We start from the raw sequence: 23,758 nt of genomic DNA, 5'->3' as shown, positions 1-23,758 counted from the left end.
ACTCATGCTTGATCCTCTGGGCCGCGTGGCACCGGATTGCGGGTGATGAACATGGCATCACCGTAACTGAAGAAGCGGTAACCGTTCGCGACCGCCGCCGCATAGGCGGCCATGGTCTCGGGGTAACCGGCGAAGGCCGAGACCAGCATCAGCAGCGTGGACTCCGGCAGGTGGAAGTTGGTGACCAGGCAATCGACCACATGGAACGGCCGGCCCGGGAAGATGAAGATGTCGGTGTCGCCGCTGAACGCCTTGAGCTCGCCATCGCGCGCCGCGCTCTCCAGCGAACGCACGCTGGTGGTGCCCACGGCGACCACCCGCCCGCCACGGGCGCGGCAAGCCTGCACGGCATCGACCACATCCTGGCTCACTTCGAGCCACTCTTTATGCATGGTGTGGTCTTCGATCTTGTCGACCCGCACCGGCTGGAAGGTGCCCGCCCCTACGTGCAGGGTGACGAAGGCGCGCTCGACGCCCTTGGCGGCGATCTTTTCCAGCAGCGCCTCGTCGAAGTGCAGGCCAGCGGTGGGCGCGGCCACGGCGCCGGCGCGCTGTGCGTAGACAGTCTGGTAACGCTCGCGGTCGGCGCCCTCGTCGGGGCGGTCGATGTACGGCGGCAGCGGCATATGGCCGACGCGCTCGAGCAATGGCAGCACCTCTTCGCTGAAACGCAGCTCGAACAAGGTGTCGTGGCGGGCGACCATCTCGGCCTCGCCACCGCCGTCGATGAGAATCTGCGCGCCTTCCTTAGGCGCCTTGCTGGCACGCACATGGGCCAGCACGCGGTGGCTATCGAGCACGCGCTCGACCAGCACTTCCAGCTTGCCGCCGGAAGCTTTCTGGCCGAACAGCCGCGCCGGGATCACCCGGGTGTTGTTGAACACCATCAGGTCGCCGGGGCGCAGGTAGTCGAGCAGGTCGGTGAACTGCTTGTGGGCCAGCTCGCCGCTGGGGCCATCGAGCACCAGCAGGCGGCTGCCATGACGCTCGGCCAATGGATGGCGGGCGATCAGGGAATCGGGGAGTTCGAAGGAAAAATCGGCGACGCGCATGATGATGTTCGGGTTCGACAGGGCCGGGAAGTTTAGCCCAATGCGTGAAAATTGACCATGAAAGCCGATTGACCGCCTTGGGCGACCTCTCTATACTGCGGCGCCACAAGCCCTGATGGCGGAATTGGTAGACGCGGCGGATTCAAAATCCGTTTTCGAAAGGAGTGGGAGTTCGAGTCTCCCTCGGGGCACCAAGATCCAGAAAAAACCGACCTTATGGTCGGTTTTTTTATGGGCGGATTTTAGTGGTCACCCAGCCTGGCGCCTTGAGGGTGGGCAGCACGCAAAGGATGGATCAACAGACAGGAGCCCACAGTGTTCGAAGAATGGAATGAAGTACTCAAAGCGTATCGAGCCAGTAGGCCCCGCTACTTCCAGGCACTTTTCACCCAGCCGTTCCGACTCGAGAAGCTACCCATTTGGCTTTGTGTCATCCTGCTGACAATCCTGCTTACACAGGCGCCGGACTTTCATGGCCGCCCCGTCCTCCTACTGGGCTTGGCAGTTTGCGTTGCACTGTGCATGACTGCCCTTTGGCTCTCGCGGGAAATCTTCAGTCTGTCTTACTATCAGGACTTGTACCGCCTGCATGCCATCGCATCGCAATCCTCATTGAAAAGCAGCTTCACTCTTCGCTATGCGCTCTTTCTGCAACGCCTCCAGGACAGTGGCATGACCGCCACTCAAGCCGCTCGGCTGGCAGAGTTCGCAAAAATCTGCACGCCACCGCCCAAGTCCCTGAACCTGTCCCAAAGCCTGGTACTGATCGCACTTGTAACCTTTCTCGCTCCGCTCTCGATCGAAGTACTCAAGGCAAGCGAATCCTGGGAGTCTGGCGCTGGCAAGATTTCTATCCTAGTCATCGTGTTGCTTATCCTTATCGTCCTGCTCGTCAAGGCACTGCTAAGTGACCACGCTCATTTCAACCAGCGAATCATCAGATACATTGAGTTGGCGAGTCATGACCTCAAGAAATCAACGCCCTGCTTCCGCGACCGTGGATCCTCTGCCGAACTTTGAATGAGAGTAGGCGTCGGAACCTGCATCCCCCGCTTCGAGGTTCCCGCAACGTGAAAGCCCTCCTCGCCCGCAAGTACCGCCTGGTGGTCAAGACCTTCGGCTACATCGGCTGGTCGCTGTTCTGGCTGCTGATCTGGGACGTGCTGGTCACCATCGACTTCATGCTGTTCTTCAACAGCAAGTTCAGCCTGCCGCTGATCCCGCTCACCCTGCTGGGCTCGGCGCTGGTGGTGCTGGTGAGCTTTCGCAACAGCAGTGCCTACAACCGCTGGTGGGAGGCGCGCACGCTGTGGGGCGCGCTGGTGAACAGCTCGCGCAGTTTCGCCCGGCAGGTACTGACGCTGGTCGACGACCCGGCTGACGGGCCGAACCCGGTGAAGGCGACCTTGCTGCGTCGGCATATCGCCTATGTGAACTGCCTGGCCGCCCACCTCAAGAACGAGAAATGCCCGGACGAGCTGATGGCCTTCATACCGCCCGGCGAGTTCGAACGGCGCAATCGCTCCAACAACTTCGCCAACGATATCCTCAGCGGTTCGGCGGCACTGCTGGCCCAGGAATACCAGGCCGGGCGGCTGGACAGCATCCGCCTGGCGCGCCTGGAGTCGACGCTGGTGGACCTGTCCAACGCCCAGGGCGGGATGGAGCGGATCGCCAATACGCCCCTGCCCTACCCTTATGTGTACTTCCCACGGCTGTTCATTACGCTGTTCTGCCTGATCGTGCCGGTGGGCCTGGTGGAGTCGCTGGGCTGGTTCACGCCGCTGGCTTCGACGGTGGTCGGCTTCATGCTGCTGGCGATCGAACGGATCGGCACGGACCTGCAGAGCCCGTTTCGCATCAGCGAGCATCAGATCCCGATGGACACGATCTGCGAGACCATCGAGCGCAACCTGGAGTCGATGCAACGTGAGGCGCAGTGTACGGCCCGCGTGCCTTGAGCCGCCGGCCGCTGCCTACCCCCGCCGTGCGTACTCCCGACAGCCTTCCCAACCGATCCCGCTCTGGGCCGTGTGCTGCAACAACCACTCCAGCGCCGGCTGGGCCTTGGGCAAGCCGTCACGGAACTGGATAACCCCTTTGCGCCACAACAGCATCAGCGTCAGCACCCGCTGCGCCGAGGCCTCGGCGGTCAGCGGCCCGTCATCCTGGGCGTCGATGTCCCACAGTGAAACCCGCAGTTGCTGGCTGTCCAGGAACGCTTCGCCATCGGCGCGGCGCTGGCCATAGGGCGGACGGAACAGCGGCACATACTGCTCGGCCAGGTCGGCCTGCACCCGTGCCTGGCTGCGCCGCAGTGAATCCTGCCAATCCTGCCACTGGGCATGGGAGCGGTATTCCCAGCCCTGGATACCCACACACTGGCCGGCATACAGCTCGCCCAGCGGGCCGGCATCGCGGCGTTGCTGCAGGCGATTGCCGAGCACGAAGAAAATCCCGTCGAGCTTCTGCCGACGCAGGTAGTCAGCCAACGCATCGGTGCTACCGCCCTGGGGGGCCGGGCCACTGACGAAGGTCAGCAGGAACATCCGGTCATTGAGTTCCTCGCCATTGCGTTCACGATCGGAGAGCTTGGCCACCTCACTGGTGGTCTGCGGGAACAGCGCAGCCTTGCGCAGTTGCTCATCCAGGTAACGGGTATGGAACTGGTGGCTGGGTTCGACCCACTCGGTGTAGAACGAGCCGACATCTTCGGCGAACACGGCGGCCTGTGTACGTAAATCGGCCATGGATTCCACCGGGTAGCAGAATGAGGCGTCCTGCTCGCAACTGCGCTGCGCCTGTTGATAGCTGGTCCACAGCCGCTGCCACAGACGTGCGCGCACTGCCCGCACGACATTCAGGTTGATCTGGCGCAGGCCCAGCCGGGCCTTCAGCGCCTGCTCGTCGAGCATCTCGCTTTCGTGCAGCACGCGGGCAAACGACAGTATCTCCGCCCGCGACGCCACGTCGAACAGCGCCGGGCTGTTCAACTGCTCCGGCCAGCGCTCACGGTCGAAACTGACGAAGTCGGCCGGGGCCGCCTGTGTACCCAGGCTCAACAGCCCGGCGAACAGGGCAAACGCGATACGCACGATGTGCATTCTCCTTGAAGGCATGGCGCGCACTATAACGCGACAGCCGAGCATTGCCTGTGGCGATGTTCGCTGACTATCGTCGCCATAGTTTGGCGTTGCGCCGGCAGCCCCGTAGAATTCGCCCGACGATTCCAGGAGCCGACCCGATGCTGACGGTGATTTCCCCCGCCAAGACCCTCGACTACGACACCCCGCCGGTGATCCAACGCCATACCCTGCCTCAGTACCTGGACGACTCCCAGGAACTGATCGTGCAACTGCGCGAGCTGTCGCCGGCGCAAATCGCCGAGCTGATGCACCTCTCCGACAAGCTCGCCGGCCTCAACGCCGCGCGTTTCGGCAGCTGGACCCCGGATTTCACCCAGGCCAACGCCAAGCAGGCGCTGCTGGCGTTCAAGGGCGACGTCTACACCGGGCTCGACGCCGAAAGCCTGGGCGAGGACGATTTCAGCTATGCCCAGGATCACCTGCGCATGCTCTCGGGCCTGTACGGCCTGCTGCGCCCACTGGACCTGATGCAGCCCTACCGCCTGGAAATGGGCACGAAGCTGGCCAACGCCCGCGGCAAGGACCTCTATGCCTTCTGGGGAACGCGCATCAGCGAGTGGCTGAACCAGGCCCTGGCCGACCAGGGCGACGACGTGCTGCTCAACCTGGCCAGCAACGAATACTTCAGCGCGGTGAAGAAGAACGCCCTGAAGGCGCGGGTGATCGATGTCGACTTCAAGGATCTGAAGAACGGCCAGTACAAGATCATCAGTTTCTACGCCAAGAAGGCCCGCGGGATGATGAGCCGCTTCGTGATCCAGGAGCGGGTCAACGACCCGGAGCAGCTCAAGCGCTTCGATGCACAGGGCTACTACTACAGCGCCGAGCAGTCCAAACCCGACCACCTGGTATTCCTGCGCGATCACGCTGAGGGCTGATTTTTCAGCGCCGCTTTGCAGTTCATCGCGGGGCAAGCCCGCGATGAGCCCATCAGCCCCGCAATGGGGCACACTGCAAAACGCCATCAGCCAAATTTCCAGCGCCAATAAATCATCAGGCACATCCTTATCGCAAAACGCCATAAGACCGTTCGTAGTTTTTTGACGAATTTTGAAAAATAATTTTGCATGCTGGCATAAAACCATCCCCCTTTGATTTCGCCCTTTATATACGGGGACGAAACTGCGCCGTGCTATCAGATTGAAAGTATTTCCCCCTGAAAAAATATTTAGAAATCTTTAACCATGGCGCAAACGTGCCAGGAACTTCTGCTACGCCCAATCGCTCATAGCACCCGTAACGAGTTTCAAGCGCCCAGCGTGAGAAATGACTTACAGATGACAAAGGGCCGCCATCCCTAACCGGCCCGAGAACTTCAACGGCGGTACAGGAAGTGCCTGAAGCCATAATCCATGCAGGAGACAAGCGCCCCTAAAATTCGTCCTAGTGGTTGATTTCAAAGGATTTATCCACTTGAAAAAACAAGCACAGCAATTCGCGAACAGCGATTTGCAATAAAGACGGCTGCATTTCAGGGCACGCCTTTTAAATACTGGCCTTTGACTGCCAACTTTGAGTGCATAACTTTTTGCGCTCCGGATTTGTTCATGCCTGCGTTCGGTGAAGTGTCAATTCGCCATGGAACCGTGCGCCCGAAAACTGCTGGTCAATCAACCCGGCCGGCTCTTCGCTGAAGGGCTGGCGTGATAAACACACGAGGTGAATGCGATGCGTATCAGCATCTTTGGTTTGGGTTATGTGGGTGCAGTCTGTGCAGGTTGCCTGTCGGCACGAGGCCATGACGTGATTGGGGTGGACGTGTCCGGCACCAAGATCGACCTGATCAACAAGGGCAAGTCGCCCATCGTCGAACCGGGCCTGGAAGAGTTGCTGCAGCAAGGCATCGCCAATGGCCGTCTGCGCGGCACCACCGACTTCGCCGAAGCCATCCGCGCCAGCGATGTGTCGATGATCTGCGTCGGCACGCCGAGCAAGAAGAACGGCGACCTGGGCCTGGAGTACATCGAGTCGGTGTGCCGCGAGATCGGCTACGTGCTACGCGACACCTCCCGCCGTCACACCATCGTGGTGCGCAGCACCGTGCTGCCGGGCACCGTCAAGAACGTGGTGATCCCGATCCTCGAAGACTGCTCGGGCAAGAAGGCCGGTGTCGACTTCGGCGTGGCGGTCAACCCCGAGTTCCTGCGTGAAAGCACCGCGATCAAGGACTACGACCACCCACCGATGACCGTCATCGGCGAACTGGACAGCGCCAGCGGCGACGTCCTGCAAGCCCTGTACGAAGAACTCGATGCCCCGGTGATCCGCAAGCCGATCGAAGTGGCCGAGATGATCAAGTACACCTGCAACGTCTGGCACGCGACCAAGGTCACCTTCGCCAACGAGATCGGCAACATCGCCAAGGCGGTCGGCGTCGATGGCCGCGACGTGATGGACGTGGTCTGCCAGGACAAGGTGCTCAACCTGTCGCAGTACTACATGCGCCCCGGCTTCGCCTTCGGTGGCTCGTGCCTGCCCAAGGACGTGCGCGCCCTCACCTATCGCGCCTCGAGCCTGGACGTGAAGGCGCCGCTGCTCGACTCGCTGATGCGCAGCAACGAATCCCAGGTGCAGAACGCCTTCGACATCATCGAAAGCCACGACAAGCGCAAGGTCGCCCTGCTGGGTCTTTCGTTCAAGGCCGGCACCGACGACCTGCGCGAAAGCCCGCTGGTGGAGCTGGCCGAGCGCCTGATCGGCAAGGGCTACCAGCTGGACATCTACGACCAGAACGTCGAGTACGCCCGGGTACACGGTGCCAACAAGGAATACATCGAATCGAAGATTCCGCATGTGTCCTCCTTGCTCAATGCCAACTTCGAGCAGGTGGTGAACGACGCCGACATCATCGTGCTGGGCAACCGTGACGAGAAATTCCGTGCCCTGGCCCAACAGGCGCCGGCCGGCAAGCAAGTGATCGACCTGGTCGGTTTCATGAGCAAGCCGACCTGCACCACCAGCCGCACCGAAGGCATCTGCTGGTAAACCCGGTCGGGCGGCGCGTCCCTCCCCAGCGCGCCGCCCTTCCCACCCCGAATTCTCGACGGATGCCGAACATGCAAAGGTTCCAGACAGTGCTGTTGCAGTGCGCCGGCTGGCTGCTCTACATGAGCCTGCTCATGCTGATCGCCCTGGCCCTGCCCAGCGATATCTTCGATTCGCAGTCGAAGCACTTCATCTTCCTGGTCGGCGCTGTCGGCATCTGGCGCTACTCCATGGGCGCCACCCATTTCATCCGCGGCATGATCTTCCTGTACCTGGTCTACCCGTACCTGCGCCGCAAGGTGCAGAAGCTCGGCAAGGCCGCCGACCCGTCGCATGTGTACCTGATGGTCACCAGCTTCCGCATCGATGCGCTGACCACCGCCCAGGTCTACAGCTCGGTGATCCGCGAGGCGATCGACTGTGGCTTCCCCACCACGGTGGTCTGCTCGCTGGTGGAGAAGTCCGACGAGTTGCTGGTCAAGAGCCTGTGGGCCAAGTACAACCCGCCCGGGCACGTCACCCTGGACATCGTGCGCATCGCCGGCACCGGCAAGCGCGACGGCCTGGCCTATGGTTTCCGCGCCATCTCGCGGATGCTCCCGGACGAGAACGCCGTGGTCGCGGTGATCGACGGCGACACCGTGCTGGCCGAAGGTGTGGTGCGCAAGACCGTGCCGTGGTTCAAGCTCTACCCCAACGTCGGCGGCCTGACCACCAACGAGTTCTGCGAAGTGCGCGGCGGCTACATCATGAGCGAGTGGCACAAACTGCGCTTCGCCCAGCGCCATATCAACATGTGCTCGATGGCCCTGAGCAAGCGCGTGCTGACCATGACCGGGCGCATGTCGATGTTCCGCGCAAGCGTAGTGACCAACCCCGAGTTCATCGCCGACGTCGAAAGCGACTCGCTGATGCACTGGCGCCTGGGCCGCTTCAAGTTCCTTACCGGCGACGACAAGTCCAGCTGGTTCAGCCTGATGCGCCTGGGCTACGACACCTTCTACGTGCCTGACGCGGCGATCAACACGGTCGAGCACCCGCCGGAGAAAAGCTTCATCAAGGCCAGCCGCAAACTGATGTACCGCTGGTACGGCAACAACCTGCGGCAGAACTCCCGCGCCCTGGGCCTGGGCCTCAAGCGCCTGGGGCTGTTCACCAGCATCGTCCTGCTCGACCAGCGCGTGTCGATGTGGACCAGCCTGCTGGGCCTGACCGTGGCGGTGATCGCCAGCTTCAAGTTCGGCCTGCAGTTCCTGCTGGTGTACCTGCTGTGGATCGGCATCACCCGCCTGATCCTCACCATCATGCTGCTGTGCTCGGGCCACAACGTAGGCCCCGCCTACCCGCTGATTCTCTATTACAACCAGATCGTCGGCGCGGTGATGAAGATCTACGTGTTCTTCCGCCTCGACAAGCAGTCCTGGACCCGCCAGCCCACTGCCCTGAAGCGCGACCTCGCAAGTTTTCAACAATGGTTCAACACCTGGTCCTCGCGGACCATGACCTTCTCGGCCGCGAGCATCTTCGTCGCCGTGCTGTTCATGGTCGTGTGAGCCCCCGGATCGGATAACAGGAACGAAAATCGCCATGAATACCGCCGTGAACGTCAATGTCGTGCATGAATCCGAAGCGCAGCGCCAGCATGCCCGGGTGCGCATTCCCGCCAAGCTGCGCTACCTGGACGGCAACCGCGAGCCGCACGAGGTGAAGGTTGACGACCTGTCCGCCGGGGGCCTGTCCTTCCACGCGAAAAAACCGCTGCCTGAAGGCGAAGTGCTGCGCGGTCGCCTGCAGTTCGTGGTCGACAACCTCGGCCTGTCGATGGACGTCGAACTGCTGGTGCGCACCAGCAGCCGCGAAACCGCTCGCACCGGCGCCGAGTTCCAGAACCTCGAACCGCGCGACATCGCCACCCTGCGCCATATCATCACCAGCCACCTGTCCGGCGAGCTGATCAGCGTCGGCGACGTGCTCAGCACCCTGCAGCGCGACAACTTCACCAAGGCGCGCAAACAGAAGGACGGGGGCTCGGGCCTGTCGGCCTTCGGCCGCCTGCGCGCGGTCACCGTCACCGCCGGGGTGTTCGTGGTCGGCCTGGTGGCCTTCGGCTTCGTCGCCAAGTCGCTGTATGGCCTGTACTTCGTCAGCCATGCCGAGGCCGGCGTGGTCGCGGTGCCCACCACCAACGTCACCATGCCCCGCGACGGCAGCGTGCAGAGCCTGGTGGAAAACGGCGCGAGCGTGGCCAAGGGCGCGCCACTGGCCACCTTCAACACCAGCATGCTCGATTTGCTCAAGGGCCACTTGGACGACGCGCAACTGGAGCCGGCCAAGGTCGAGGAACTGTTCGGCAAGCAGCTCTCCGGCACCCTCACCAGCCCGTGCGACTGTGTGGTCTCGCGCCAGCTGGTGGATGACGGCCAGTACGCCAGCAAGGGCCAGCCGGTGTTCGCGCTGATCCCACGTACCAGCACCCCGACCATCGAGGCGCGCTTCAGCTACCGCCAGTTCGATGAAGTGAAACCGGGCACCCGGGTCAACTTCCAGATCGCCGGCGAGGATGAAGTGCGCAGCGGCCGGATCACCGGTAGCTCGAGCCTGGACACCGACAACCTGGCCTCCGATATCCGCGTGCAGATCAAGCCCGACGGCGGCCTGCCGGCCGAGCTCGCCGGCCGCCCGGCCTCGGTCAACAGCGACCGTGGCCCGTCGCTGAACTGGCTGATCGACAAGGCCGTGGCCCGCGGGCTGTAAGAGGATCGGATAATGACCAGCAGACACCCCGATATCTGTGGGAGCCGGCTTGCCGGCGATCGAGTGCGCAGCACTCGCCCAGCGGATGCAGCGCCTGCACTGGCCTCTCGCCGGCAAGCCGGCTCCCACAGGGACAGCTTGCGCCTGGGGGCATGCGCCCTGGCCGCCGCCATCACCTTGGCCGGCTGCGCCGGCCTGCCCGACCAGCGCCTGGCCAACGAAGCACTCAAGCGCGGCGACACCGCCACCGCCGAGCGCAACTACAAGGCCCTCGCCGACCTTGGCTACAGCGACGCCCAGGTCGGCCTGGCGGATATCCAGGTCAGCACCCGCGACCCGGCCAAGCTCAAGCAAGCCGAGTCCACCTACCGCGCCGCCGCCGCCACCTCGCCCCGTGCCCAGGCGCGCCTCGGCCGCCTGCTGGTGGCCAAGCCCGACAGCACCCAGGCCGAGCGCGAAGAGGCCGAGACCCTGCTCAAGCTCGCGGCGCAACAAGGTGAAGCGAATACCTTGATCCCGCTGGCGATGCTCTACCTGCAGTACCCGCAGAGCTTCCCCAAGGTCAACGCCCAACAGCAGATCGACCAGTGGCGCGCCGCCGACAACCCCGAGGCCGGCCTGGCCCAGGTGCTGCTGTACCGCACCCAGGGCACCTATGACCAGCACCTGGGCGAGGTGGAGAAGATCTGCAAGGCCGCGCTGGCCACTACCGACATCTGCTACGTGGAACTGGCCACCGTCTACCAGAAACGCGCCCAGCCCGAGCAGCAGGCCGCCCTACTGGAGCAGCTCAAGGCAGCCCATGCCCGCGGCGCCGTGCCGGCCACCCGGGTCGACAGCGTCGCCCGCGTGCTGGCCGACCGCAGCCTGGGCCAGACCGACGAGAAGACCGCCAAGGACTTGCTCGAGCAGGTCGCACCGGCGAACCCGGCATCCTGGGTGAGCCTGGCGCAGCTGCTCTACGACTTCCCCGAACTGGGCGACACCGACCAGCTGATGGCCTATATCGACAAGGGCCGCGAGGCAGAACAGCCCCGCGCCGAACTGCTGCTGGGCCGGCTCTACTACGAAGGCAAGACCGTGCCCGCCGACGCGCAGAAGGCCCAGGAGCACCTGCAGGCCGCCGCCGACGCCGGCGAAGTCAGCGCAGACTACTACCTCGGCCAGCTGTACCGCCGCGGTTACCTGGGCCAGGTCGAGCCGCAAAAGGCCGTCGACCACCTGCTCGCCGCCGCCCGTGGTGGCCAGAACAGCGCCGACTACGCCCTGGCCCAGCTGTTCAGCGAAGGCCACGGTATCCGCCCGGCGCCGACCAATGCCTGGGTGTTCGCGCAACTCTCCCAGGTCAACCCGACCCCACAGTCGAGCGAGCTGCTGCAACAGCTCGACCAGCAGCTCACGCCCGACCAGCGCAATCAGGCCCAGCAACTGCTGGCGCAGGAAAAGCAGGCACGCGGCAGCATGGCCCAGAGCGCCAACAGCACCCTGGCCATCGAAGCGCTGCAGGACGAGAAAGAAGAAGTAGACGCCGAGGATTCGCTATGACGCTCAACCCCTTCGTGAAAGCCGGCATCGGCCTGAGCTTCGCCCTGCTGTGGTCGATGCCGACCCTGGCGGCGGAAACCGCGCAGAAGAACTTCGGCCTCGACGTGAAGATCACCGGCCAGTCCGAGGACGACCGCGACCTGGGCACCCGCTCCGGCGGCGACGTCAACGGCCTGGGCCTGGACCTGCGCCCCTGGGTGTACGGCGAGCGCGGCAACTGGAGCGCCTTCGCCATGGGCCAGGCGGTGGCCGCCACCGACATCATCGAAACCGACACCCTGCGCCAGAACGACGACGGCACCACCAGCGACAACGGCGACGACAGCCGCAAGCCGGACAAGAGCTACCTGGCCATGCGCGAATTCTGGATCGGCTACAGCGGCCTGACCCCTTACCCCGGCGAGCAGCTGCGCTTCGGTCGCCAGCGCCTGCGCAGCGATGACGGCATGTGGCGCGACACCAACATCGAGGCGCTGAACTGGACCTTCGACACCACCCTGCTCAAGGCCGACCTTGGCGTTGCCCAGCGCTTCAGCGAATACCGCACCGACCTCACCGAACTGGCCCCCGAAGACAAGGACCGCAGCCATGTCTACGGCAACGTCGCCACGCAATGGACACCCGGCCACTGGGTTGGCCTGCGTGCCCACCACAGCCATGACGGCGGCAGCCTGAAGAGCCCCGGCGAAACCGTCGACGCCCTCGACAAGACCCGCACCGGCGACCTCACCTGGCTGGGCCTGGAGGCCAACAGCGACGCCTACAACTGGCGCAACGACCACACCGTCAACTACTGGGGCAGCGTCACCTGGCTGACCGGCGACCGCGATACCCTCAGCAGCCAGGCGGTCGGCAACGACCAGGTCGCCACCGGCAAGCAGAGCGGCGACGTCAACGCCTGGGCCACCGACCTCGGTATCCGCCTGCGCCTCGACCCGCAGTGGCAAGTCGGCGCGGCCTACGCCCGGGGCAGCGGCGGCGGCGGCAGCGACGGTTCGAACAATTTCGAGCAGACCGGCCTGGAGAGCAACCGCTCCAACTTCACCGGCACCCGCTCGCGGGTACACCGCTTCGGCGAAGCCTTCCGCGGCGAGCTGGGCAACCTGCAGGCGGCCACCCTGTTCGCCTCCTGGCAGCTGCGCGACGACTACGACGCCAGCTTCATCTACCACAAGTTCTGGCGCGTCGACGGCAAGCAGAACATCGGCTCCAGCGGCATCAACGCGGTGGTCGACGACGGCGGCATCAGCCGCCCGCTGGTGCAGGGCGAGAAAGACCTCGGCCAGGAAATGGACGTGGTCGTGACCAAGTACTTCAAGCAGGGTCTGCTGCCGGCCTCGATCAGCCAGTCGATCGACGAGCCGTCGGCCCTGGTGCGCCTGCGCGCCGGTGTGTTCAAGCCGGGCGACGCCTACGGCAAAGAGGCCGACTCGTACATGCACCGCGCCTTCGTCGACGTGATCTGGCGCTACTGAGGCCGGGAGAGGATAGCCATGAACCTGCACCCGAACCTTCGCCACAGCCTGCTCGCCAGCGCCCTGCTGCTGGCCGGCGGCCTTGCCCAGGCCGCCGAGCCGGAAATGGCCAAAGGGCTGCAACAGGCCAAGACCTACACCATCTCCAGCGCGCCGATCGAGCCGCTGAAGATGGACCCGCCCAAGCTGCCCGACCTGTCCGGCTACACCGCCCAGGCCGTACAGCAAAAGATCGACCGCCAGCACAAGGGCAAGGTCAGCGTGCGCCGCATGCTCCAGGAGGACACCCTCAAAGAGTTCATCGGCGGCGACAACAAGGGCGCCGAATGGGTACGCCGCCAGCACGGCATCCCCCAGGCGATCTTCGTCGATGACGGCCACGTCGACTTGGTGGAGCTGAGCAAGAAAGTCCCCAGCCAGTACCTGCGTGAAACCGCGCCGGGCGTGTACCTGGCGCGCCTGCCGATCGTGGTCGGGCGCAAGGGGGTGCTGGAGATCGACGGCAAGGTCAAGGAACTGCGCCTGTCCGAGGAAGGCGGTTCGTTCATCGTCAACGACGGCAAGCTGTTCGTCAGCGACACCCGGGTCACCGGTTGGCGCGAGCAGGCCAACGGCCCGGCGACCTTCCGCAAGCCCGACGAATTCCGCCCGTTCCTGCTCAGCTGGGGCGGCACCGAGACCTATATCGTCAACAGCAAGATGGCCAGCTTCGGCTACGCCAAATCCAAGTCCTATGGCGTGAGCATCTCGCAGTACACGCCGAACATGGCCAAGCAGATGGGCCGCCCGGAACCCACCGGCTGGATCATCGGCTCCGAGTTCAGCGACATGTGGTACGGCTTCTACTGCTACGAGACCAGCGACTTCGTGATCAAGGACAGCACCTACCGCGACAACATCGTCTACGGCATCGACCCCCACGACCGTTCGCACCGCCTGATCATCGCCGGCAACACCGTATACGGCACCAAGAAGAAGCACGGGATCATCGTCTCGCGCGAGGTCAACGACAGCTGGATCATCAACAACAAGAGCTACGACAACAAGCTCTCGGGCGTGGTGATCGACCGTAACAGCGTCAACAACCTGATCGCCTACAACGAGATCTACCGCAACCACACCGACGGCATCACCTTGTACGAGAGCGGCGACAACCTGATCTGGGGCAACAAGCTGATCAACAACCGCCGCCACGGCATCCGCGTGCGCAACAGCGTGAACATCCGCCTGTACGAGAACGTCGCCATGGCCAACGGCCTGGTGGGCGTGTACGGCCATATCAAGGACCTGTCCGACACCGACCGCGACATCGCCCTCGACCCGTTCGATACCAAGGTGTCGCTGATCGTGGTCGGCGGCGAGCTGGCGGCCAACGGCTCGGGCCCGCTGTCGATCGATTCGCCGCTGTCGGTGGAGCTGTACAAGGTGTCGATGCTGATGCCGCGCAAGGCCAACGGCATCAGCTTCAACGGCGTGCTCGGCGAGCGCCAGGACGAAATCCTCGACCTGCTGGTGCGCCAGCAGAAGGCCGTGCTGATCGACCCGGTCGAACGCCAGACCGAAATGATCGACTAAGGAAGCCCAGACCATGACTCCACACCTGATGAAACTGCTGGGCCTGTCCGCCGCCCTCCTGGCCATCAGCCAGGGCGTGCGCGCCGAAGACGTCAAGGCACCGACCTTCAGCGCCGAACCGTGCTGCCAGCTGTGCCCCGAGGCCCACGACGCCAGCCGCTACACCACGCGCTACCAGCAGAACTTCACCACCCTGGTGCAAGCCCAGGGCGACTGGCTGTTCCGTACCCGAGAGGACCTGCGCACCGAGTTCGACACCACCCCGGGCGGCTACAAGCGCCTGCAGCAGGTGCACGACGCGTTCAAGAAGCGTGGCGTCGAGCTGGTGGTGGTCTATCAGCCGACCCGTGGCCTGGTTAACCGCAACATGCTCAACCCCGAAGAGAAGGCCGCCTTCGACTACCAGAAGGCCCTGCGCAACTACCAGGCCATGCTCCAGCGCTTCAGCAAAATGGGCTACAACGTGCCCGACCTGTCGCCGCTGACCAACGAGCAACTGGCCGCCGCCGACCAGGGCAAGGACTTCTACTTCCGCGGCGACCAGCACTGGACGCCCTATGGCGCCGAACGCGCGGCAAAGATCGTCGCCGACACCGTGCACAAGATGCCGGCCTTCGAAGGCATCCCGCGCAAGGAATTCGAGACCAAAAAGTCCGGCCGCATGGGCAAGACCGGCACCCTGCACAACGTCGCCGGCCAGCTGTGCGGCACCAGCTATGCGGTGCAGTACATGGATCAGTTCGCCACCGAACCGAAGGGCGCCGCCGGCGGCGACGACCTGTTCGGCGATTCGGGCAACGCGCAGATCACCCTGGTGGGCACCAGCCACAGCGGCAAGAACTACAACTTCTCGGGCTTCCTCGAACAGTACATCGGGGCCGATGTGCTCAATGTCGCTTTCCCCGGCGGCGGCCTGGAAGGCTCGATGATCCAGTACCTGGGCAGCGAGGAGTTCCAGAACAACCCGCCGAAGATCCTGGTGTGGGAGTTCTCGCCGCTGTACCGCCTCGACCAGGAAACCATCTGGCGGCAGATCCTCGGCCTGCTCGACGACGGCTGCGACGACCGCCCGGCCCAGATGAGCGCCAGCGCCACCCTCAAGCCCGGCAAGAACGAGCTGATGGTCAACGGCAAGAACGGCGTGATCAAGGACCTGGTCAACCGCAACCACCAGCTCGACATCAAGTTCGAGGACAGCTCGGTGAAGGTGCTGCAGGCCACTCTGTGGTACCTCAACGGCCGCCACGAGGACATCAAGATCGAGAAGCCCGAGACCTCCGACACCGACGGGCGCTTCGTCTTCCAGATGCGCGAGGACGAAGACTGGGCAGGCCAGAACCTGCTCGCCCTGGAGGTACAAGGGCCAGAAAGCGGTACGCAGAAAGTCGAAGCCAAACTCTGCAAACGCAACAACTTCGCCAGCCCCGCGCAGCACACCGCGCAAGCTGGCCAGTGAGGCGACCATGACCATCATAAGCAGCAAGACCGCACCCGCCCTGCTCGCCCTCGCCCTGTTCGGCGGCGCGGCGCAGGCCGCGCTGGTGCCGCCCCAGGGTTACTACGAGGGCATCGAGAAATTCAAGACCGGCGACGGCAATTTCCGCTGCGAAGCCGCGCCCAAGCCTTATACCGGCGCGCTGCAATTCCGCAGCAAGTACGAAGGTTCGGACAAGGCCCGGGCGACACTCAATGTCGCCTCGGAAAAAGCCTTCCGCAAATCCACCGAGGACATCACCACCCTCGAGAAAGGCGTCAGCAAGATGGTCGGCCAGTACATGCGCGATGGCCGCCCGGCGCAACTGGACTGCGCCCTGACCTGGCTCGACACCTGGGCACGCGCCGATGCGTTGATGTCCACCGATTACAACCACACCGGCAAGTCCATGCGCAAATGGGCCCTGGGCAGCATGAGCGGCTCATGGCTGCGCCTGAAGTTCTCCAACTCGCAGCCACTGGCGGCGCACCGCGCCGAAGCCGAGCAGATCGAAAAATGGTTCGTGCGCCTGGCGCGCCAGACCGTGCGCGACTGGAGCGACCTGCCGCTGGAGAAGATCAACAACCACAGTTACTGGGCGGCCTGGTCGGTGATGGCCACCGCCGTGGCCACCGACCAGCAGGAGCTGTTCGACTGGGCGGTGAAGGAATACAAGGTCGGCGTCAACCAGGTCGACGAGCAGGGCTTTTTGCCCAACGAGGTCAAGCGCAAGCAACGCGCCCTGGCCTACCACAACTACGCCCTGCCGCCGCTGGCGATGATCGCCAGCTTCGCCCAGGCCAACGGCGTGGACCTGCGCAAGGAAAACAACTTCGCCCTGCAACGGCTTGGCGAAGGCGTGCTGGCCGGTGCCCGCGACCCTGTTCATTTCAACACCCGCGCCGGCGTGAAGCAGGACCTCAAGGACCTGAAGATCGACAGCAAGTACGCCTGGCTCGAGCCGTGGTGCGCGCTGTACCAGTGCGTCGGCGACACCCTCGAGCGCAAGCATGACTTGCAGCCGTTCAACAGTTTCCGGCTGGGTGGCGATGTGACGCGGGTCTACGACCCAAGCGCGGAACAGAAAAAGTAACGCAATTCCCTGTGGAAGCCGGCTTGCCGGCGATGCAAGGCAAAGCCTTGCCCTGCGATGGCCGGGGCCGCCATGCGGCCCATCGCCGGCAAGCCGGCTCCCACAGGGGACTAGGTTGCCTTCCAGCTTTTTGCTGGGGGGTTTGGGGGGCGCTGTGCCCCAGGTGCTGTGCATAACTAGGAGAACCGGGATGGTCTTCTCGTCCAACGTGTTCCTGTTCCTGTTCCTGCCGGTTTTCCTCGGCTTGTACTACGTGAGCGGGAATCGCTATCGCAACCTGCTGCTGCTGGTTGCCAGCTACATCTTCTACGCCTGGTGGCGGGTGGATTTCCTCGCCCTGTTCGCCGGGGTCACCCTGTGGAACTACTGGATCGGCCTGAAAGTCGGCGCCGCCGGCGTGCGCACCAAGCCCGCGCAGCGCTGGCTGCTGCTCGGCGTGGGCGTCGACCTGTGCATCCTCGGCTACTTCAAGTACGCCAACTTCGGCGTCGACAGCCTCAACGCGATCATGACTTCGATGGGGCTGGAGCCGTTCATCCTCACCCATGTGCTGCTGCCGATCGGCATCTCGTTCTACATCTTCGAGTCGATCAGCTACATCATCGACGTGTACCGCGGCGACACCCCGGCCACCCGCAACCTGATCGACTTCGCGGCCTTCGTGGCGATCTTCCCGCACCTGATCGCCGGCCCCGTGCTGCGCTTCAAGGACCTGGTCGACCAGTTCAACAACCGCACCCACACCCTGGACAAGTTCTCCGAAGGCTGCACCCGCTTCATGCAGGGCTTCATCAAGAAGGTGTTCATCGCCGACACCCTGGCGGTGGTCGCCGACCACTGCTTCGCCCTGCAGAACCCCACCACCGGTGATGCCTGGCTCGGCGCCCTGGCCTACACCGCGCAGCTGTACTTCGACTTCTCCGGCTACAGCGACATGGCCATCGGCCTGGGCCTGATGATGGGCTTCCGCTTCATGGAGAACTTCAAGCAGCCCTACATCAGCCAGTCGATCACCGAGTTCTGGCGGCGCTGGCACATCAGCCTGTCGACCTGGCTGCGCGACTACCTGTACATCACCCTGGGCGGCAACCGCAAAGGCACCTTCAACACCTACCGCAACCTGTTCCTGACCATGCTGCTGGGCGGGCTGTGGCATGGCGCCAACTTCACCTACATCATCTGGGGCGCCTGGCACGGCCTGTGGCTGGCCATCGAGCGCGCGCTGGGGCTGGACACCAACCCGCAGCGTTTCAACCCGGTGAAATGGGCCTTCACCTTCCTGCTGGTGGTGGTCGGCTGGGTGATCTTCCGCGCCGAGAACCTGCACGTGGCGGCGCGCATGTACGGCGCCATGTTCAGCTTCGGCGACTGGCAGCTGTCGGAAATCAACAGCGCCCAGCTTACCGGCCTGCAGGTGGCCACGCTGGTCGTCGCCTACCTGAGCCTGGCGTTCTTCGGCCTGCGCGACTTCTACCGCAATGCCAGGCCAACGCCAAAGGCCACGCCGGTGCAAATCAACGCCGACGGCTCGGTGGGGCTGGACTGGACGCGGATCATGACCCGCGCCCTGGTCCTGCTGCTGTTCGTCGCCTCGGTGCTCAAGCTCTCGGCGCAGAGCTACTCCCCGTTCCTGTACTTCCAGTTCTGAGGCCTGAATCATGAACCGGACACTTCGCATCACCTATTCGCTGTCGTTCATGGGCCTGCTGGTCGGGCTGGGCGCATGGTCGGTCGGCGGGCTGGAAAGCTTCAACCGCACCGGGCAGATGACCCTGCTCGACGGCAAGCTGGCCAAGGCCGCCGAAACCCACTACGACGAGCAGTTCCCGATCAAGCGCGTCGGCACCAACCTGTGGGCCGCGCTGGACTTCAAGCTGTTCAACGAAGGCCGCCCCGGCGTGGTGCTGGGCCGCGACCAGTGGCTGTTCACCGACGAGGAATTCAACCCCACCGCCGGCGCGCAGCAACAGATGCAGGACAACCTGGCACTGGTGCGCGGGGTGCGTGACGCACTGCAACGCCAGGGCGTGCAGCTGGTGCTGGCGATCGTCCCGGCCAAGGCCCGGCTCTATTCCGAATACATCGGCAAGGAGACGCCGGCCAGCCTGCACGACGACCTGTTCAACCAGTTCCACGCCCAGGCGCGCCAGGCCAATGTGTTCGCCCCCGACCTGCTGGCGCCGCTGGAGCAGGCCAAGGCCCGCGGCCAGGTGTTCCTGCGCACCGACACCCACTGGACGCCGATGGGCGCCGAAGTGGTCGCGCAATCGCTGGCCGAAGCCGTCGACCGCCAGCACCTGCTCACCGGCGAGCCACAGGCGTACATCACCGAGGCCGGCGCCAGCGCGCCGTACAAGGGCGACCTGACCAACTTCCTGCCGCTGGACCCGCTGTTCAGCAACCTGCTGCCCACCCCCGACACCCTGCAGCAACGCAAGACCCACCCGGTGCAGGCCGAGGGCGCCGAAGGTGGCGACGCGCTGTTCGACGACAGCCGCATCCCGGTCGCGCTGGTAGGCACCAGCTACAGCGCCAACCCGCACTGGAACTTCCTCGGCGCCCTGCAGCAGGCCCTGCGCAGCGACGTCGCCAACTACGCCGAAGACGGCCACGGGCCGTTGCTGCCGATGCTCAAGTACCTGCAAAGCGACGCTTTCAAAAATGCCCCGCCACAGGTCGTGGTGTGGGAATTCCCTGAACGGTATCTGCCCATGAAGAACGACCTCAGCGCCTTCGATCCGCAGTGGATCGCGCAGCTGAAGAACTCCCGCAAATCCGAAGAAAACCTGGCCCTGTCGTCCAACCGGACGGACCACTGAAGATAGAGAGGAACACGCACATGACCACCAAGACTTCCATTGCCAAAGCCCTCACCCTCGCCGCCGGCCTGTCCCTGGCCTCGATGCAGGCCTTCGCCGGCGCCGATGCCGCCCTCTATGGCCCGAGTGCGCCGAAGGGCTCGACCTTCGTGCGCCTGTACAACGCCGCCAGCAGCCCCACCGCCGCCAGCGTCGGCAACACCCAGATCAAGCAGGTCGGCGCCCAGGCCAGCAGCGACTTCAGCTTCCTGCCCGGCGGCGACTACACCGCCCAGGTCGGCGGCAAGAGCGTGCCGGTCAAGCTGGCCGCCGACAAGTACTACACCTTGGTTAACAACAACGGCGGCAACCCGCAGCTGATCGAAGAGCCACCGTTCAAGAACAAGCAGAAAGCCCTGGTGCGGGTGCAGAACCTCAGCGACCAGCAACTGACCCTGAAGACCGCCGACGGCAAGACCGAAGTGGTCAAGCCGGTGGCCGCCAAGGGCCGTGGCGAACGTGAAATCAACCCGGTCAAGGTCAACCTTGCCCTGTATGCAGGCGACAAGAAAGTCGGCGACGTCAAGCCCGTCGCCCTGGAGCGCGGCGAAGCGGCCGTGCTGTATGTCACCGGTTCCGGCAACAGCCTGTCGCCGGTGTGGGTAACTCGCCCCGTGGCTAGCAACTGATCCCCCTGCCTCTAAACGACTATTGGAGAAACATGATGATCCCGGTAATTCTTTCTGGTGGTAGCGGTTCGCGTCTGTGGCCTCTGTCGCGCAAGCAGTTCCCCAAGCAGTTCCTGGCCCTGACCGGCGAACACACGCTGTTCCAGCAGACCATCGAACGCCTGGTGTTCGATGGCATGGACACGCCCATCGTGGTCTGCAACAAGGACCACAAGTTCATCGTCCAAGAGCAGCTGGGCGCGCTGAAGCTGGAAACCCAGGCCATCCTCATGGAGCCGTTCGGCCGCAACACCGCGCCGGCAGTGGCCATGACCGCGATGAAGCTGGTCAACGAAGGCCGTGACGAGCTGATGCTGGTGCTCCCGGCCGACCACGTGATCGAGGACCAGAAGGCCCTGCAACGCGCCCTGGCCCTGGCCACCGTGGCCGCCGAGCGCGGCGAGATGGTGCTGTTCGGCGTGCCGGCGACCAAGCCCGAGACCGGCTACGGCTACATCCGTTCCAGCCAGGACGCACTGCTGCCCGAGGGCGTGGCACGGGTCGCGCAGTTCGTCGAGAAACCCGACGAGAAACGCGCCAACGAGTTCGTCCGCGCCGGCGGCTACTTCTGGAACAGCGGCATGTTCCTGTTCCGCGCCAGCCGCTTCCTCGAGGAGCTGAAAAAGCACGATCCTGACATCTACGACACCTGCCTGCTGGCCCTCGAGCGCAGCGAGGAAGACGCCGATGTGCTGAGCATCGACGAAGCCACCTTCGCCTGCTGCCCGGATAACTCCATCGACTACGCGGTGATGGAGAAGACCCAGCGCGCCTGCGTGGTGCCGCTGTCGGCCGGCTGGAGCGACGTCGGCTGCTGGTCGTCGCTGTGGGACGTGCATGAGAAGGACGACAACGGCAACGTCACCAAGGGCGACGTGGTGGTGCAGGACAGCCACAACTGCATGATCCATGGCAATGGCAAGCTGGTCTCGGTGATCGGCCTGGAGAACATCGTGGTGGTCGAGACCAAGGACGCCATGATGATCGCCCACAAGGACAAGGTCCAAGGCGTCAAGCAGCTGGTCAACACCCTTGACGCCCAAGGCCGGACCGAGACCCAGAATCACCTGGAGGTCTACCGCCCGTGGGGCTCGTACGACTCGGTGGACATGGGCGGGCGCTTCCAGGTCAAGCACATCACCGTCAAGCCGGGCGCCAGCCTGTCGCTGCAGATGCACCACCACCGCGCCGAGCACTGGATCGTGGTGTCCGGCACCGCCGAGGTGACCTGCGACGAGAACGTGTTCCTGCTCACCGAGAACCAGTCCACCTACATCCCCATCGCCTCGGTACACCGCCTGCGCAACCCGGGCAAGATCCCGCTGGAGATCATCGAGGTGCAGTCCGGCAGCTACCTGGGCGAGGATGATATCGAGCGCTTCGAGGATGTGTATGGGCGAACTTCCACGCCGGTGGAGCGTGGGGTTTCGGTGAAGACCATCGCGCAGTAAGCCCCGGGGCCGCTTTGCGGCCCATCGCCGGCAAGCCGGCTCCCACAGGCTTTGTACATTCCTGTGGGAGCCGGCTTGCCGGCGATGGGCAGCGGCGAAAGGAGGGCGAGGCCCTCTCGCTTTTGAGCCAATACCCATTTCCCGCTACGATGATCAAACCCCCGCCACCAAGGCCTGCCCCACCATGATCATCGGCGCCCTGCTCATCCTCACCTGGCTGGTCCTGCTGCTGCGCTACCCCGCCAAGGCCCTGCCGATTTCCCTGGCCGCCGTCTGCGGCCTGGGCCTGGTGGCGCTAGGCGTGGTCTGGCAGGACACCCGCGAGGCCTCGCAGCTGGCGCGCCTGGACATTCGCCTGAGCTACGCCCCCGACCAGTGCCCCGCCGACCGCGCCCTGCAGGTGCGCATGAAGAACGGCAACAAGGCGCCGCTGACCGAACTGCGCTGGCGCGTGGCCGCCTATGCCCCCGGCGATACCGTGAACCTTGCCGAGAACACCTATGCAGCACCCCGCTATCGCGGCCCCGGCGAATTGCAGCCCGGCGTCGAGTGGAGCGATTGCCTGCCGGTGCCGCCGCTGCGCTCGGGGTATCGGCCGCAGACCCTGGAGTTTCGTGCCGAGCATCTGCAAGGTACATTCGCCAATTGATTCATTGCCTGTACCGGCCCTATCGCTGGCAAGCCAGCTCCCACAGGGGCTTTGGTGATCCCTGTGGGAGCTGGCTTGTCGCAGCGGCGAACCGCAGCGATAGGGCCGGGGCAGGTATTACGACCCTCCCAGACCTAAGGCCTACCCATGCCCACCGTCCTCATCACCGGTTGTTCCAGCGGCATCGGCCGCGCCCTGGCCGACGCCTTCCGCGATGCCGGCCACGAAGTCTGGGCCACCGCCCGCAAGCCCGACGACGTCGACACCCTGCTCGCCGCCGGCTTTGCCGCACGGCAACTGGATGTGAATGACGGCGAGGCACTGACCCGCCTGGCCGACGAGCTGGAAGACCGCCACGGCGGCCTCGATATCCTCATCAACAACGCCGGCTACGGCGCCATGGGCCCGCTGCTCGACGGCGGTGTCGAGGCCATGCGTCAACAGTTCGAAACCAACGTCTTCGCCCTGGTTGGCGTGACCCGCGCGCTGTTCCCGCTGCTGCGCCGCTCGCGTGGGCTGGTGGTGAATATCGGCAGCGTCTCGGGCGTGCTGGTCACCCCGTTCGCCGGCGCGTACTGCGCGTCGAAGGCTGCCGTGCATGGGCTCACCGATGCTTTGCGCCTGGAACTGGCGCCATTCGGTATCCAGGTGATGGAAGTACAACCGGGGGCAATCGCCTCGCAGTTCGCCAGCAATGCCCAGCAACAGGCCGAGCAGGTACTGGCGAGCGACTCGCCGTGGTGGCCGTTGCGCGAACAGGTACAGGCCCGAGCGCGGGCATCGCAGGACCGACCGACTTCGGCGGCGGTGTTTGCCCAGCGCTTGCTGGCCGCCACGCGCAAGTCGCCAGTGCCGGCGCTGGTACGAATCGGCAATGGCAGCACGGCGCTGCCGTTGATGGCCCGGGTGCTGCCGCAAAGGCTGCTGGATTGGGTGTTGCGCAAGCGCTTTGGGTTGTTACGGCCATTGTGACTAGGGGCGCTTTGCGCCCCATCGCCGGCAAGCCGGCTCCCACAGCATCAAGCCATGCGAA

At 64.2% G+C, this 23,758-nt stretch carries 19 protein-coding genes and 1 tRNA gene; 18 read left to right on the top strand and 2 right to left on the bottom strand.

What is annotated here, in order from left to right:
* Window positions 1-2 precede the first annotated feature (2 nt).
* The gene (queA, locus tag KSS90_RS04865) at window positions 3-1,052 is read right to left on the bottom strand and encodes a tRNA preQ1(34) S-adenosylmethionine ribosyltransferase-isomerase QueA (protein ID WP_217868429.1); all 1,050 of its coding nucleotides are present in this window, start codon (window positions 1,050-1,052) and stop codon (window positions 3-5) included.
* A gap of 109 nt (window positions 1,053-1,161) precedes the next feature.
* Here queA and KSS90_RS04860 point away from each other — a divergent pair.
* From KSS90_RS04860 to KSS90_RS04850, 3 genes are all read left to right on the top strand, one after another.
* Window positions 1,162-1,246: transfer RNA gene (locus KSS90_RS04860), tRNA-Leu, on the top strand.
* 121 nt (window positions 1,247-1,367) lie between these two features.
* Window positions 1,368-2,072, top strand: coding sequence for a hypothetical protein (locus tag KSS90_RS04855; RefSeq protein ID WP_217868428.1), 705 nt, complete (start codon window positions 1,368-1,370; stop codon window positions 2,070-2,072).
* A 50-nt stretch (window positions 2,073-2,122) separates the two neighbouring features.
* Window positions 2,123-3,013 (top strand): bestrophin family protein, encoded by an 891-nt coding sequence (locus KSS90_RS04850; protein ID WP_217868427.1) that lies wholly within the window; start codon window positions 2,123-2,125, stop codon window positions 3,011-3,013.
* 15 nt (window positions 3,014-3,028) lie between these two features.
* On the opposite strand, the gene KSS90_RS04845 is transcribed toward KSS90_RS04850, so the two are convergent.
* Window positions 3,029-4,147 (bottom strand): polysaccharide deacetylase family protein, encoded by a 1,119-nt coding sequence (locus tag KSS90_RS04845; protein ID WP_217868426.1) that lies wholly within the window; start codon window positions 4,145-4,147, stop codon window positions 3,029-3,031.
* 149 nt (window positions 4,148-4,296) lie between these two features.
* On the opposite strand from KSS90_RS04845, the gene yaaA reads away from it, so the two are divergent.
* The 15 genes from yaaA (at window position 4,297) to KSS90_RS04770 (ending at window position 23,697) form a co-directional block, all read left to right on the top strand.
* On the top strand, window positions 4,297-5,076 hold the full coding sequence (gene yaaA, locus KSS90_RS04840; RefSeq protein ID WP_217868425.1) for a peroxide stress protein YaaA: 780 nt from the start codon (window positions 4,297-4,299) through the stop codon (window positions 5,074-5,076).
* 790 nt (window positions 5,077-5,866) lie between these two features.
* Complete coding sequence (locus KSS90_RS04835) at window positions 5,867-7,183, top strand: nucleotide sugar dehydrogenase (protein WP_217868424.1); 1,317 nt, start codon at window positions 5,867-5,869, stop codon at window positions 7,181-7,183.
* Between the two features lie 71 nt (window positions 7,184-7,254).
* Window positions 7,255-8,736 carry a glycosyltransferase family 2 protein gene (locus tag KSS90_RS04830; RefSeq protein ID WP_217868423.1) on the top strand — a complete coding sequence of 494 codons (1,482 nt, stop codon included), beginning with the start codon at window positions 7,255-7,257 and terminating at the stop codon, window positions 8,734-8,736.
* A gap of 34 nt (window positions 8,737-8,770) precedes the next feature.
* Window positions 8,771-9,937: an alginate biosynthesis protein Alg44 gene (locus KSS90_RS04825; protein WP_217868422.1), complete on the top strand. Its 1,167-nt coding sequence runs from the start codon at window positions 8,771-8,773 to the stop codon at window positions 9,935-9,937.
* 12 nt (window positions 9,938-9,949) lie between these two features.
* Window positions 9,950-11,482, top strand: a complete 1,533-nt coding sequence (gene algK, locus KSS90_RS04820; RefSeq protein WP_225933135.1) for an alginate biosynthesis TPR repeat lipoprotein AlgK — start codon at window positions 9,950-9,952, stop codon at window positions 11,480-11,482.
* Entirely contained in the window at window positions 11,479-12,957 is a 1,479-nt protein-coding gene (locus KSS90_RS04815) for an alginate export family protein (protein ID WP_217868420.1), read from the top strand. Before algK ends, KSS90_RS04815 begins: the two co-directional genes overlap by 4 nt.
* An 18-nt stretch (window positions 12,958-12,975) precedes the next feature.
* The gene (gene algG / locus KSS90_RS04810) at window positions 12,976-14,532 is read left to right on the top strand and encodes a mannuronan 5-epimerase AlgG (protein WP_217868419.1); all 1,557 of its coding nucleotides are present in this window, start codon (window positions 12,976-12,978) and stop codon (window positions 14,530-14,532) included.
* Window positions 14,533-14,545: 13 nt separating this feature from the next.
* Window positions 14,546-15,988 (top strand): alginate O-acetyltransferase, encoded by a 1,443-nt coding sequence (locus KSS90_RS04805; protein ID WP_217868418.1) that lies wholly within the window; start codon window positions 14,546-14,548, stop codon window positions 15,986-15,988.
* A 7-nt stretch (window positions 15,989-15,995) separates the two neighbouring features.
* Window positions 15,996-17,099, top strand: a complete 1,104-nt coding sequence (locus tag KSS90_RS04800; protein ID WP_217868417.1) for a mannuronate-specific alginate lyase — start codon at window positions 15,996-15,998, stop codon at window positions 17,097-17,099.
* A gap of 190 nt (window positions 17,100-17,289) precedes the next feature.
* Complete coding sequence (locus KSS90_RS04795; protein WP_217868416.1) at window positions 17,290-18,747, top strand: MBOAT family O-acyltransferase; 1,458 nt, start codon at window positions 17,290-17,292, stop codon at window positions 18,745-18,747.
* A gap of 10 nt (window positions 18,748-18,757) precedes the next feature.
* Window positions 18,758-19,918 (top strand): alginate O-acetyltransferase, encoded by a 1,161-nt coding sequence (locus tag KSS90_RS04790; protein ID WP_217868415.1) that lies wholly within the window; start codon window positions 18,758-18,760, stop codon window positions 19,916-19,918.
* A 20-nt stretch (window positions 19,919-19,938) separates the two neighbouring features.
* Window positions 19,939-20,586 (top strand): alginate O-acetyltransferase AlgF, encoded by a 648-nt coding sequence (locus KSS90_RS04785; RefSeq protein ID WP_217868414.1) that lies wholly within the window; start codon window positions 19,939-19,941, stop codon window positions 20,584-20,586.
* Between the two features lie 35 nt (window positions 20,587-20,621).
* Window positions 20,622-22,076 (top strand): mannose-1-phosphate guanylyltransferase/mannose-6-phosphate isomerase, encoded by a 1,455-nt coding sequence (locus KSS90_RS04780; RefSeq protein ID WP_217868413.1) that lies wholly within the window; start codon window positions 20,622-20,624, stop codon window positions 22,074-22,076.
* 184 nt (window positions 22,077-22,260) lie between these two features.
* Window positions 22,261-22,725, top strand: coding sequence for a hypothetical protein (locus KSS90_RS04775; RefSeq protein WP_046854227.1), 465 nt, complete (start codon window positions 22,261-22,263; stop codon window positions 22,723-22,725).
* Between the two features lie 147 nt (window positions 22,726-22,872).
* Window positions 22,873-23,697, top strand: a complete 825-nt coding sequence (locus tag KSS90_RS04770; protein WP_217868412.1) for an SDR family oxidoreductase — start codon at window positions 22,873-22,875, stop codon at window positions 23,695-23,697.
* Window positions 23,698-23,758: the final 61 nt, after the last annotated feature.

Origin of the sequence: Pseudomonas maumuensis, from assembly GCF_019139675.1 — a bacterium.
GTDB classification, from domain to species: domain Bacteria; phylum Pseudomonadota; class Gammaproteobacteria; order Pseudomonadales; family Pseudomonadaceae; genus Aquipseudomonas; species Aquipseudomonas maumuensis.
The sequence above is the reverse complement of the archived record's forward strand: the minus strand, read 5'-3'. Positions and strand labels throughout refer to the sequence as shown.